An 11,618-nucleotide genomic window follows, 5' to 3' on the forward strand; every position below is an offset into this window, starting at 1 on the left:
CATGCGCCTCGTCTTCGCCGGCACGCCCGAGACGTCCGTTCCGTCCCTGCGGGCGCTGCTGGAGTCCTCGCACGAGGTCGCCGCGGTCGTCACCCGTCCCGACGCCCCCGCCGGGCGCGGCCGGAAGCTCGTCCCGAGCCCGGTCGCGCAGGTCGCCGAGGGGGCCGGGATCGAGATCCTCAGGCCCGCCAAGGCGTCCGACCCCGAGTTCCTGGACCGGCTGCGCGCGATCGCGCCGGACTGCTGCCCGGTCGTCGCCTACGGCGCGATCCTGCGGCCCGCCGCGCTGGAGATCCCCCGGCACGGCTGGGTGAACCTGCACTTCTCGGTGCTGCCCGCCTGGCGCGGCGCGGCCCCGGTGCAGCGCGCGATCCTGCACGGGGACGACGTGACCGGCGCGGCCACCTTCCAGATCGAGGAGGGCCTGGACACCGGCCCGGTCTACGGGGTGCTCACCGAGCCGATCCTGCCGACCGACACGTCCGGCGACCTGCTCGGACGGCTCGCCGTCGCGGGCGCGAACCTGCTCGTCGACACCATGAGCGGCATCGAGGCCGGGGTGCTGGAGCCCCGCCCGCAGCCCTCCGAGGGCGTCTCGCACGCCGCCAAGCTCACCCCGGAGGACGCCCGCGTCGAGTGGACGTCCCCGGCCCTGCACGTCGACCGGCTCGTCCGGGCCTGCACGCCCGCGCCCGGCGCGTGGACGACGTTCCGCGACACCCGGCTGAAGCTGTTCCCCGTCCGGCCCGTCCCGGACGCCGGGCCGCTGGCGCCCGGAGCCCTGCTCCCGGGCAAGAACCAGGTCCTGGTCGGAACGGCGACGCACCCGGTCGCGCTCGGCGACGTCCAGCCGCAGGGCAAGCGCCGCATGCCCGCCGCCGACTGGGCGCGCGGGGTCTCTCTCACCGACAAGGACACGCTCGCCTGATGCCGCCCACCCGCCACCACCGCGGCCGGAGCAACGCCAACCGCCGCCCGGACGGGCCGCGCCGCACCGGCCGCCCGCAGGACCTCGTCCGCCGCACCGCGTTCGACGTCATCCGCGCCGTGGACTCCCGCGACGCCTACGCCAACCTGCTGCTCCCGGCGCGGCTCCGCGACCGCGGCCTGACCGGCCGGGACGCGGCCCTGGCCACCGAGCTGACCTACGGCACGCTGCGCGGCCGCGGCACCTACGACGCGATCCTCGCGCTGTGCAGCGACCGCGAGCTGCGCCGCGTCGACCCGCCGCTGCTGGACGTCCTGCGGCTCGGCGCGCACCAGGTGCTCGCGACCCGGATCCCGCCGCATGCGGCCGTCGGCACGGCCGTCGACCTGGCGCGCGACGTCACCGGGCCCGGCCAGTCCAAGTTCGCGAACGCGGTGCTGCGCAAGGTCGCCGGGCGTGACCTGGCCGCCTGGCTCGACATCATCGCCCCGGACGACATGGACGCCACGACCCGGCTGTCGGTCCGCCGCAGCCACCCGAAGTGGATCGTGTCCGCGCTCCGCGACGCGCTCGGCCCGGAGCGGGACGAGATCGACGCGCTGCTCGCCGCCGACAACGACCGTCCGCGCGTCACGCTGGTCGCCCGTCCCGGCCGCGCCACGCTCGCCGAGCTGGAGGGGACCGACCCCGCGCCGTACTCGCCGGTCGGGGCCGTCCTGCCCGAAGGCGACCCGGCGGTGTTCGCCGCCGTTCGCGACGGGCGCGCCGCCGTCCAGGACGAGGCGAGCCAGCTGGTCGCGCTCGCCCTCGCCGCCGCCCCGCTGTCCGGCCGGGACGCCCGCTGGGCGGACCTGTGCGCGGGTCCGGGCGGCAAGGCGGGCCTGCTGTCGGCCGTCGCGACGCAGCGGGACGCCCGGCTGCTGGCCGCCGACGTCACCCCGCACCGCGCCGCGCTGGTCACCCGCGCCGTGGACGACCGGGCGGGCGTCGTCGTCGCCGACGGCACGGTGCCCGCGTGGCGTCCCGGGTCGTTCGACCGGATCATGCTGGACGCGCCGTGCACCGGCCTCGGCGCGCTCCGCCGCCGTCCCGAGGCGCGCTGGCGGCGCGGCCCCGAGTCGGTCGCCGAGCTCGGCCCGCTCCAGCGGGACCTCCTGCGGACGGCCCTGGAGTCGCTGCGTCCGGGCGGTGTCGTCGCGTACGTGACCTGCTCGCCGCACCTGGCCGAGACCCAGGTCGTCGTGGACGACGTGCTGCGCCGCCGCGAGGACGTCGAGCGGATCGACGCCCCGGACGTCCTCACGGGCATCGCGCCGTCGCTGGAACGCGTCCGCGTCCGGGACACCCCGTACGCCCAGTTCTGGCCGCACCGGCACGGCACCGACGCCATGTTCCTGGCGCTCCTGCGCAAGCGCCCCGCGTGAGCCCGCCCCCGGCCGCCGCGGTGGTGGCCGGGACTCCTAAGCTGGGGGGCATCATGGCTCCGCAGATCTCTCCCAGCATCCTGTCCGCCGACTTCGCCGCCCTGGGCGTCGAGGTCGAGCGGATCGCCGACGCCGCCGACTGGGTGCACGTCGACGTGATGGACAACCACTTCGTCCCCAACCTGACCCTCGGGCTGCCGATCGTGGAGGCGCTGCTCAGGACCAGCCGCCTCCCGCTCGACTGCCACCTGATGATCGAGGACCCGGACCGCTGGGCTCCCCAGTACGCCGAGGCCGGGGCGAAGAGCGTCACGATCCACGCGGAGGCGGCGTCCGCGCCGATCCGCACCCTGCGGACGATCCGCGCCGCGGGCGCGCGCGCCGGGCTCGGCGTGAACCCGGCGACGCCCGTCGACCGGTTCGAGGACATCCTCGGCGAGATCGACATGCTCCTCCTGATGACCGTCGAGCCGGGCTTCGGCGGGCAGAGGTTCCTGGACGTCGTCCTGCCGAAGGTGCGCCGCGCCCGCGACCTGATCAAGGGCCGCGACCTGGACGTCTGGCTCCAGGTGGACGGCGGCGTGAGCGCCGAGACGATCGAGCGCTGCGCCGAGGCGGGCGCGGACGTGTTCGTCGCGGGCAGCGCCGTCTACGGCGCGGACGACCCGTCCGAGGCGATCCGCGGGCTGCGCGCCCAGGCCGAGAAGGCCACCGCCTCCGCCCCCTGGTCCGTGCACTGATGACCTTCCTGCCGTGCTCGGCCGTCCTGTTCGACGTGGACGGAACCCTCGTCGACTCCACGCCGCTGGTCGAGGCGGCCGCGCGGGAGTGGGCGGCCGAGTACGGCCTGGACGCCGGCGAGTACCTGGCCGGCGCGCACGGCCGCCGCACGTCCGACCGGATCGCCGAGTTCCTGCCCGCCGGGCGGGTCGCCGAGGCGACCGCCCGGCTGGACGCGCTGGAGGCGTCCCGCACCGACGGGATCACCGCCCTTCCGGACGCCGTCCGCCTGCTGACCTCGCTGGACGCCCTGCCCTGGGCCCTGGTCACCTCGATGGACCGCGGCCAGCTCGCGATCAGGACGGGCGTCGCGGGCGTCCCGCTGCCGCCGGTGGTCGTGACCGCCGAACGGGTGTCCCACGGCAAGCCCGACCCGCAGGGCTACCTGCTGGCCGCGCGCGAGCTGGGCGTCGAACCGTCCGCGTGCGTGGTCGTGGAGGACGCCCCCGCCGGGATCCGCGCCGGACGCGCCGCCGGGGCGACCGTCCTGGCCGTCGCGACCAGCCACGACGCGTCCGACCTGGGCGAGGCCGACCTGATCGTCCCCGACCTCACCCACGTCACCGCCACCCCCGCCGGCCTGACCCTGACCGGAGAGGTGCACCTGGGTACACCCTCCAGGGGCGCCTAGGCACCTCGAAGGATGATCTTCGGATCCGTAGCGTCCGGGGCATGTGTGATCAACCTTTCCACCCCACATCCCTGACCCGCCGGAGCGTTCTCGGCGGTGCGGCCGTCCTCGCCACCGGCGGCCCCCGGACGCGCCGGACGCGCCGGTGTTCGGGAAGGCCCGCCTCAGCGGACGAAGAGACTACACCCGAACGAGCGCTTGTTTGATTTTGTGGGGTCGTGGGCGTTCTCACATGGTTCTGGGAACAAGAGGCGTGGCACACTGGTTGGCAAGCAGTGCAACGCGTGCTCCGGGGTCGGTGAAAGTCCGAACCGGCGGTGATAGTCCGCGACCCGGCCGATGCCATCGGCCGGTTGACCCGGTGGAACTCCGGGACCGACGGTTAAAGTCCGGATGGGAGGCAGCGCGCGACGGCCCCTGCTCGAGGTGAGATATGGGGCTGCACGCCGTACGCGACCGTCGTGCTGGCAGGAACCCCGGAGCCTGACCCCGAAAGGGAGGCCCGGGACATGTTCACCGGCATCGTCGAGGAACTCGGCGAGATCAAGGAGGTCGAGTCCGCAGGGGACTCGGCCCGCCTCACCATCCACGGACCGCTCGTCACCTCCGACGCGGTCCACGGCGCGTCCATCGCCGTCAACGGCGTGTGCCTCACGGTCGTGGACGTCGACGACCAGGGCTTCACCGCCGACGTCATCAAGGAGACCCTCGACCGCTCCGGGCTCGGCGCACTCGCCCCCGGCGCGCGGGTCAACCTCGAACGCCCCGTCCGGGTGTCGGACCGGCTCGGCGGCCACATCGTGCAGGGCCACGTCGACGGCACCGGCACCGTCCTCTCCCGCGAACCCGGCGAGCGCTGGGACGTCGTGACGGTCTCGCTCCCGTCCGGCCTCGCCCGCTACGTCGCGAACAAGGGCTCGATCACCGTGGACGGCGTCAGCCTCACGGTCGTCGAGGCCGGCCCCGACCGCTTCAGCGTCGCGCTCATCCCCACCACCCTCGCCCTCACCACCCTCGGTCTCAGGGGCGTCGGGGACGTCGTCAACCTCGAGGTCGACGTCGTCGCCAAGTACGTCGAGCGCATGCTGACCGTCCAGAACAGCGAGGACGCGTCGTGAACTGGCTGAACGCGAGCTTCACCCTCTTCGGCGAGCACGTCCTGTGGACCGACCTCGTCGGCAACGTCCTGTCCCTCACCGTCGTCTACCTCGCCATGAAGAAGACGCTGTGGACCTGGCCCGTGCAGATCGCCGGCGCGCTGCTGCTCCTCGCGGCGTCCCTGCACGCGCACGTCCCGGGCAACGCCCTCAAGCAGGCCCTGTTCGTCTTCCTCGGCGCGTTCGGCTGGTTCATGTGGGCGCGCGGACGCCGTGACGGCGGCCCCCTGGTCATCCGCAAGGGCACCGCGCGGGAGCGGGTCGTCCTGCTCGCCGCGCTCGCGCTCGGCACCGTCCTGGTCGCGCAGATCTTCATCCACCTCACCTGGCTGAAGGTCGCCTGGTCGCCGTGGGCGAACGCCTACATCTTCGTCGGCAGCGCGGCCGCGACGTTCGCGCAGAGCCGCGCCCTCGTCGACTTCTGGATCATCTGGGTCCTGGTGGACCTGGTCGGCGTCCCGCTGGCCCTGAAGTCGGGCCTGTGGGTGTCCGGGGGCGTGTACGGGATCTTCTTCGTCATGGTGATGGCCGGATTCCGCAACTGGATCAAGGAGGCCCGCAGGACGCCGCCCGTCCAGGCGCGGGCCGAGGGGACGGTGACGGCGTGATGTCCGCGAACGACACGACCGACGACATGACCCGGGGCACCCTGTCGGTGAGCGGAACCGACCCGGCGCGCGGCGCCCGCGGCTCCGGCGTCCTCGACCCGGTGGAGGACGCCGTCGCGGCGATCGCGGCCGGACGGCCCGTCCTCGTCGTGGACGACGAGGACCGCGAGAACGAGGGCGACATCATCTTCGCCGCGGCGAAGGCCACGCCCGAGCTGCTCGCCTTCACCATCCGGCACACCAGCGGCGTGATCTGCGCGCCGATGCTCGGCGCGGACCTGGACCGCCTCCAGATCCCGCTGATGACCACCCAGAACCGCGACCGCATGCGCACCGCGTTCACCGTCAGCGTGGACGCCCACGACGGCGTGTCCACCGGCATCTCCGCCGCCGACCGCGCCCACACGCTGCGGCTGCTGACCGACCCGGGCACCGGCCCGGGCGCGTTCGTCCGGCCGGGGCACATCTTCCCGCTGCGCTACCACGAGGGCGGGGTGCTGCGCCGCCGCGGCCACACCGAGGCCGCCGTGGACCTCGCGCGCCTGGCCGGGCTGCCGCCCGCGGGCGTCCTCGCGGAGGTCGTCAACGACGACGGCACGATGGCCCGGCTGCCCGAGCTCCAGGTGTTCGCCAAGGAGCACGGCCTTACGCTGATCTCCATCGAGCAGCTCGTCGAGTACCGGCGCCGCACCGAGCCCATGGTCACCCGCGAGGCCGAGACCCGCCTCCCGAACCGGTTCGGCATGTGGCGCGCCGTCGGCTACGCCAGCTCCGTGGACGGCGGCGAGCACGTCGCGCTCGTCCTCGGCGAGATCGGCGACGGCGAGGACGTCCTCGTCCGCGCCCACTCCGAGTGCCTCACCGGCGACGTCCTGCACTCCGAGCGCTGCGACTGCGGCGCCCAGCTGGACGCCGCCATGGCGCGGATCGCCGAGGAGGGCCGCGGCGTCGTCCTCTACCTGCGCGGGCACGAGGGCCGGGGCATCGGCCTGCTCGCCAAGCTCCGCGCCTACGCCCTCCAGGACGACGGCTCCGACACCGTGGACGCCAACATGGAGCTCGGCCTCCCCGTGGACGCCCGCGAGTACTCCAACGCCGCGCACATGCTGCGCGACCTGGGCGTGAAGTCGATGCGGCTCCTCACCAACAACCCGTCCAAGCTCGAAGGCCTGTCCGGGTTCGGCCCCACCGTCCTCGGCCGCGAGGCGCTGCCCGTCGCCGTCACCACCCACAACCGCCGCTACCTGGCCGCCAAGCGCGACCGCCTCGGCCACCGGATCGGAGATCTCGCATGAGCGGCCACGGACGTCCCGAGGACACCACCGTCGACGCGGCCGGGCTGACGCTCGGCATCGTCTGCACCCGGTGGAACGCCGAGATCACCGACCAGCTGCTGGAGCGCGCGACCAGCGCGGCGAAGGCGTGCGGCGTCGCCGATCCGGTGGTCGTCCGCGTCGCGGGGGCCCTGGAGATCCCGGTCGTGGCGCAGCAGCTCGCCCGCGACCTGGACGCGGTGGCGGTGCTCGGCGCGGTCATCCGGGGTGAGACGGCTCACTTCGACTACGTCTGCGACTCGGTCACCGCCGGGGTGACCCGGGTCGCGCTGGACGAGTCGACCCCGGTCGGCAACGGCGTTCTGACCTGCGACGACATCGGGCAGGCCCGGGCTCGGAGCGGGTTCGCGGGCAGCTCGGAGGACAAGGGCTGGGAGTCGGTCGTCGCGGCGCTCGACACCGCCCTCACCCTCGGGGAGCTGCGAAGGCTCTGACCTCACGCCGCGTGGTCGCGGCGCGGGGTGACCCGGAGGAGTCCGCCGGTCACGGCATGGTAAGGTCGGCTGCAGTTACAGCAAGTGATGGCATCGAAGGGACGGGAGGCGACGGTGACCGCATCCGGCACGGTTCTGACCCTGCGAGGTACGCGGCATCACGGTCACGCCGGGCATGACACGGAGCATCTGGGCTTCTGAGTCCCTCCCGGATCCGTCCCACCGTCACCACTTCCTGAAAGGGAACGCTGTGCTGTCCCTCGTTCTGCCCAAGGGGTCCCTCGAGAAGGCGACCCTGGAGCTGTTCGACGCCGCCGACCTGACCGTCCGGCGCTCCTCCGACCGCGACTACCGCGCGTCCATCGACGACCCCCGGATCGAGCGGGTCCGCGTCCTGCGCCCGCAGGAGATCCCGACCTACCTCGAGCAGGGGCTCTTCGACCTCGGCATCACCGGCCGCGACTGGATCACCGAGACCGACTCGGACGTGGTGAGCCTCGGCGAGCTGAAGTACTCCAAGGCCACCTCGAACCCGGTCCGCGTGATCATGGCGGTGCCGAACGACGCCCCCTGGCAGTCGGTCGCCGACCTGCCCGAGGGCGTCCGCATCTCCACCGAGTTCCCGGAGATGACCCGCCGGTTCCTCGACCGGCACGGGGTGAAGGCCAAGGTCGTGCCGTCCTACGGCGCGACCGAGGCGAAGGTGCCCGACATCGTGGACGCCATCGTCGACCTCACCGAGACCGGGTCGTCCCTGCGCAAGAACGGCCTGCGCATCCTCGACACCCTGCTGACCAGCTACACCGAGCTGGTCGCCAACCGCGAGGCCTACGAGGACGACGAGAAGCGCGCCGCCATGGAGGACGTCGCGCTCCTGCTCCAGGGCGCGATCCGCGCCCGCGGCAACGTCCTGCTCAAGCTGAACGTCGCGCAGTCCGACCTGCCCGGCGTCCTCGACATCATGCCCGCGATGTCGTCCCCGACCGTCACCGCCCTCGCCGGCGGCGAGGCCAGCGCGGTCGAGTCCGTCGTCCCCAAGCGCGGGGTGAACACCCTGATCCCCGCGCTGAAGGCGGCGGGAGCCCACGACATCCTCGAGATCCCGATCAGCAAGATCGTTGACTGACACTCCCACGCTGCCGGTGGTGTGGCGCCCCCGCACCACCCGGCTCATCGCGTACGTGACGGCGGGCGTGAGCGTGCTCGGCATGGTCCTGCTCGCCGTCATCGTCGCGCCCCAGTTCAAGACCTTCGACCGGACCATGATGGTCCTGTTCGGGCTGCTCATGGCGTGGCTGCTGCACATGCTGGCGCGCTGCCGGGTCACGGCCGACGAGGCGGGGGTGACGGTGGTGAACGCCTTCCGCACCCGCCGCCTCGAATGGGCCGAGATCGTGGACGTGAACATGAGCGTCGGCGAGCCGTGGCCCACCCTCGACCTGGCGGACGGCACGTCCCTCGGCGCCATGGGCATCAACGGCGCCGAGAAGGACCTCGCCGCCCGCCAGCTCACCGAGCTCCAGGCGCTCGTCCACGCCCGCGGCGAGGCCCGCGACCGCTAGGGCGCGTCTCAGGGAGGCCGCCCGCCACGGGCGCCGACCTGAAGGCGGGCCCTAGTCCTCCTTCTGGAGCTGCTCCAGGACGGACTTGATCCACTCCTCCGCCTCGTCCTTGTCGAGGTTCGCGTCCAGCAGCGGGCCGCCGTCGTCGAAGTAGGCGAGCAGCAGGTGCTCGGTGCCGATGTAGTTGTGCCCGAGCCGCAGCGCCTCGCGGAGGCTCCGCTCCAGCACCCGCGCCGCGTCCTGCGCGTAGGGGATGTTCGTGGGGATCTCCGTCTCCACCCGCGGCGGCAGCGCCCGGACGGCCGCCTCCCGCACCTCCTCGACCGTGACGCCCTGCTCCTGGATCGCCTTGACGGCGAGGCCCTCGGGCTCGGTCAGCAGGCCGAGCACCAGGTGCGCGAGCCGGATCTCGTCGTTGCCCGCGCTCCGCGCCGCCTCCTGCGAGGCGAGCACGGAGTTGATCGCGCGCTTGGTGAACCGCGAGAACGGCCCGGTCGCCTCCACCGTCCCGCCTCCCGCCTTGGGCACGAACCGCTTCTGCGCCGCCTGCTTGGTGACGCCCATGCTGCGCCCGATCTCCGTCCAGGACGCCCCGGACCTGCGCGCCTGGTCGACGAAGTGCCCGACCAGGTGATCGGCCGCCTCGCCGATCGACTCCGACACCACCACGGCGTCCGACAGCCGCTCCAGCGGCCCGCCCTCGGGACTCTGCTCGTTCACGTACTCGATGAGATCACCGAGCCGCACCGGAAGTTCGCTCATACGTCAACCATAGGTTGACGCCCCTCGGGCGTCAACTCGTGGTTGACGCTTCGATGGTGCGGATCAGTCCTGGGACGGGGTGGGGAAGGTGGGGAGGGCGGTCGTGTGTTGGCCGAAGGCCCAGTTGAGGAGGCGGGTGGCGTCGGTGAAGCGGGCGGTGGAGGTGGGTTCGCCGAGGACGGCGCCGTAGGCGGTTCGGTTGCCGCGTCTGGCGCTGAAGAGGAGGCAGTAGCCGGCGGTGTTCGTGAAGCCGGTCTTGACGCCTCGGGCGCCCCGGTAGGTGCCGAGGAGGCGGTTGGTGTTCGTCCAGGTGTAGGCGGCGTGGTCGCCCGTGCGGGGGAGGCTGTAGGCGCGGGTGGCGACGACGCGGCGGACGGTCGGGTCGGACAGGGCGCGGCGGGCGAGGACGACCTGGTCGCGCGGGGTGCTGGAGTCGGCCGTGCGGGACGGCCAGGGGAGGCCGTCGAAGTTGTCGTAGTGGGTGTCGTCCATGCCGAGGGACCGGGCGGTGGCGTTCATCTTCGCGACGAACCTCGGCCAGGTGCGGCCGTAGGACTCGACGAGGGCGTAGGCGGCGTCCGAGCCGGACGGCAGGAGCATCGCGTACAGGAGCTGGCGCGCGGTGAGGCGGTCCCCGGCGTGGAGCCCGGCCATGCTCGCGCCGTGCTTGGCGCCGTAGGCGAGGTACTTGCGCTTGATGGTGATCGTCCGGCCGAGGCCGCCGGAGCGGACGACGACGAGGGCGGTCATCAGCTTGGTGACGCTCGCGACCGGGCGGCGGACGTCGGCGCCGCGCCCCCAGGAGGCCTTGCCGACGGAGAGGTAGGCGGCCTTCGCGTGCAGCGCGGACGGCGCCGCCCCCTGGAGGACGCCCAGGACGGGATGGGGTGTGCCGGCCGACGCCGGGGCGGCCGACAGGAGGGGGATCGTGAGGGTCGTGCCCGCCAGGAGTCCCATGCGTCGCATCAGCGGTCCCCGTTTCGCTCGTCCGACGAAAGTTCATGCAGCTTCGCGGGTGGCCGGGGCGCCCGCAAGCGGTTCGGCCGAAACATGGGGAGGCCCCCTGCGCCTCGGGCGGTGCAGGGGGCCGGGGGGAGTGCGTCAGTCGACGTTCGCGCCGGCCGGAACCGGCGGGACGACCCAGACGTCGGCGGTCCGGACGCCGAAGCCCCAGTTCAGCATCTTCGCGGCGTCGGTGAAGCGCGCCGCCTCGACGGTCTTGGAGCTGTCCATGACCACGCCGAGGAGCGTCTTCTTGCCGCGGACGGCCTCGAACATCAGGGAGTAGCCGGCCGCGTTGGTGTGGCCGGTCTTGATGCCGATGGCGCCCTTGTACGCGCCCTTGCCCGAGCCGAGCAGGCGGTTGGTGTTCCACAGGTTGTAGGAGTGGTGCGAGCCCGTCGCGCCCAGGTAGTAGCGCGGCTGCTTCACGACCGAGCGGAACGTGGAGTTCTTCATCACGGCGTAGCCGAGCCGGGTCTGGTCGTACGCCGTCGAGTACGTCGACTTCTCCGACGGCCAGTTCAGCCCGTCGAAGTTCGCGTAGTGGGTGTTCTTCATGCCGAGCTTGCGCGCGTTGGCGTTCATCTTGGCGACGAAGTTCTTCCAGCCCGGTCCGACGGTGTCGGCGAGCACGTACGCCGCGTCGCAGCCGGACGGCACCATCATCAGGTTCAGCAGCTGCCGGACGGTCAGCTTGTCACCCGCGACGATGCCGGCGCGGCTGGCGTCCTTGTACTTCTTGGTGACGTACTCGACGTGCTTGCGCTGGACGGTGGTGACCTTGTCCAGGCTGACCTTGCCGTTCAGCACCGTGTAGGCGGTCATGACCTTGGTCATGGAGCCGATCGGGCGCTTGGTCTTGTCCGCGCGGGCCCAGCGGGCCTTCTTGGCGGACACGTCGTACAGGTAGGCGGACTTCGCGCCCACTCCGGCCGGGCCGGCGGCGGCCCAGACGTCCGGGCCCGCGGCCGGCGCGGCGGCCGGGGCCGCGTTGGC

13 protein-coding genes and 1 riboswitch are annotated in these 11,618 nt (G+C 72.8%); of the genes, 10 read left to right on the plus strand and 3 right to left on the minus strand.

All coding sequences use genetic code 11. From position 1 onward, the window contains the following. The first annotated feature begins 1 nt into the window (after position 1). The 10 genes from fmt to EBO15_RS32135 all read left to right on the plus strand — a co-directional run bounded on the left by fmt (position 2) and on the right by EBO15_RS32135 (position 8,858). A complete protein-coding gene (fmt, locus tag EBO15_RS32085) occupies positions 2-928 on the plus strand; it encodes a methionyl-tRNA formyltransferase (protein WP_122198227.1) in 927 nt (308 codons plus the stop codon). Continuing rightward, positions 928-2,352, plus strand: coding sequence for an RsmB/NOP family class I SAM-dependent RNA methyltransferase (locus EBO15_RS32090; RefSeq protein ID WP_122198228.1), 1,425 nt, complete (start codon positions 928-930; stop codon positions 2,350-2,352). Before fmt ends, EBO15_RS32090 begins: the two co-directional genes overlap by 1 nt. 53 nt (positions 2,353-2,405) lie before the next feature. After that, positions 2,406-3,092, plus strand: coding sequence for a ribulose-phosphate 3-epimerase (gene rpe, locus EBO15_RS32095; RefSeq protein WP_122198229.1), 687 nt, complete (start codon positions 2,406-2,408; stop codon positions 3,090-3,092). Further along, positions 3,092-3,763, plus strand: coding sequence for an HAD-IA family hydrolase (locus tag EBO15_RS32100; protein ID WP_122198230.1), 672 nt, complete (start codon positions 3,092-3,094; stop codon positions 3,761-3,763). The genes rpe and EBO15_RS32100 overlap by 1 nt, the downstream gene beginning before the upstream one ends. A gap of 280 nt (positions 3,764-4,043) precedes the next feature. Then, positions 4,044-4,174: riboswitch (FMN riboswitch) on the plus strand. A gap of 98 nt (positions 4,175-4,272) precedes the next feature. Next, on the plus strand, positions 4,273-4,881 hold the full coding sequence (locus tag EBO15_RS32105; protein ID WP_122198231.1) for a riboflavin synthase: 609 nt from the start codon (positions 4,273-4,275) through the stop codon (positions 4,879-4,881). Next, positions 4,878-5,528 carry a nicotinamide mononucleotide transporter family protein gene (locus tag EBO15_RS32110; protein ID WP_122198232.1) on the plus strand — a complete coding sequence of 217 codons (651 nt, stop codon included), beginning with the start codon at positions 4,878-4,880 and terminating at the stop codon, positions 5,526-5,528. Before EBO15_RS32105 ends, EBO15_RS32110 begins: the two co-directional genes overlap by 4 nt. Positions 5,529-5,554: 26 nt before the next feature. After that, complete coding sequence (locus EBO15_RS32115) at positions 5,555-6,823, plus strand: bifunctional 3,4-dihydroxy-2-butanone-4-phosphate synthase/GTP cyclohydrolase II (RefSeq protein ID WP_122198239.1); 1,269 nt, start codon at positions 5,555-5,557, stop codon at positions 6,821-6,823. Further along, positions 6,820-7,296, plus strand: a complete 477-nt coding sequence (gene ribH / locus EBO15_RS32120; protein WP_122198233.1) for a 6,7-dimethyl-8-ribityllumazine synthase — start codon at positions 6,820-6,822, stop codon at positions 7,294-7,296. The genes EBO15_RS32115 and ribH overlap by 4 nt, the downstream gene beginning before the upstream one ends. A gap of 250 nt (positions 7,297-7,546) precedes the next feature. Next, a complete protein-coding gene (gene hisG, locus EBO15_RS32130) occupies positions 7,547-8,422 on the plus strand; it encodes an ATP phosphoribosyltransferase (protein ID WP_122198234.1) in 876 nt (291 codons plus the stop codon). Then, positions 8,415-8,858 (plus strand): PH domain-containing protein, encoded by a 444-nt coding sequence (locus EBO15_RS32135; RefSeq protein WP_233616567.1) that lies wholly within the window; start codon positions 8,415-8,417, stop codon positions 8,856-8,858. Before hisG ends, EBO15_RS32135 begins: the two co-directional genes overlap by 8 nt. Positions 8,859-8,909: 51 nt before the next feature. Here EBO15_RS32135 and EBO15_RS32140 read toward each other — a convergent pair whose 3' ends face one another. The 3 genes from EBO15_RS32140 to EBO15_RS32150 all read right to left on the minus strand — a co-directional run. Further along, positions 8,910-9,620 (minus strand): Clp protease N-terminal domain-containing protein, encoded by a 711-nt coding sequence (locus tag EBO15_RS32140; RefSeq protein WP_122198235.1) that lies wholly within the window; start codon positions 9,618-9,620, stop codon positions 8,910-8,912. A gap of 63 nt (positions 9,621-9,683) precedes the next feature. Next, complete coding sequence (locus EBO15_RS32145; RefSeq protein WP_122198236.1) at positions 9,684-10,586, minus strand: D-alanyl-D-alanine carboxypeptidase family protein; 903 nt, start codon at positions 10,584-10,586, stop codon at positions 9,684-9,686. 135 nt (positions 10,587-10,721) lie between these two features. Then, positions 10,722-11,618: D-alanyl-D-alanine carboxypeptidase family protein (locus EBO15_RS32150; RefSeq protein ID WP_147481761.1), on the minus strand; the 897-nt coding region annotated here is incomplete at its 5' end.

Origin of the sequence: Actinomadura harenae, from assembly GCF_003696215.1 — a bacterium.
In the GTDB taxonomy this organism is placed as follows: Bacteria; Actinomycetota; Actinomycetes; order Streptosporangiales; family Streptosporangiaceae; genus Spirillospora; species Spirillospora harenae.

Excerpts from the sequence above, each read along its gene's own strand:
- EBO15_RS32105 (WP_122198231.1), top strand. The coding sequence starts at position 4,273 with ATGTTCACCGGCATCGTCGAGGAACTCGGCGAGATCAAGGAGGTCGAG.
- EBO15_RS32100 (WP_122198230.1), top strand. The coding sequence starts at position 3,092 with ATGACCTTCCTGCCGTGCTCGGCCGTCCTGTTCGACGTGGACGGAACC.
- EBO15_RS32090 (WP_122198228.1), top strand. The coding sequence starts at position 928 with ATGCCGCCCACCCGCCACCACCGCGGCCGGAGCAACGCCAACCGCCGC.
- ribH (WP_122198233.1), top strand. The coding sequence starts at position 6,820 with ATGAGCGGCCACGGACGTCCCGAGGACACCACCGTCGACGCGGCCGGG.
- fmt (WP_122198227.1), top strand. The coding sequence starts at position 2 with ATGCGCCTCGTCTTCGCCGGCACGCCCGAGACGTCCGTTCCGTCCCTG.
- EBO15_RS32115 (WP_122198239.1), top strand. The coding sequence starts at position 5,555 with ATGACCCGGGGCACCCTGTCGGTGAGCGGAACCGACCCGGCGCGCGGC.
- rpe (WP_122198229.1), top strand. The coding sequence starts at position 2,406 with ATGGCTCCGCAGATCTCTCCCAGCATCCTGTCCGCCGACTTCGCCGCC.
- EBO15_RS32140 (WP_122198235.1), bottom strand. The coding sequence starts at position 9,620 with ATGAGCGAACTTCCGGTGCGGCTCGGTGATCTCATCGAGTACGTGAAC.
- EBO15_RS32145 (WP_122198236.1), bottom strand. The coding sequence starts at position 10,586 with ATGCGACGCATGGGACTCCTGGCGGGCACGACCCTCACGATCCCCCTC.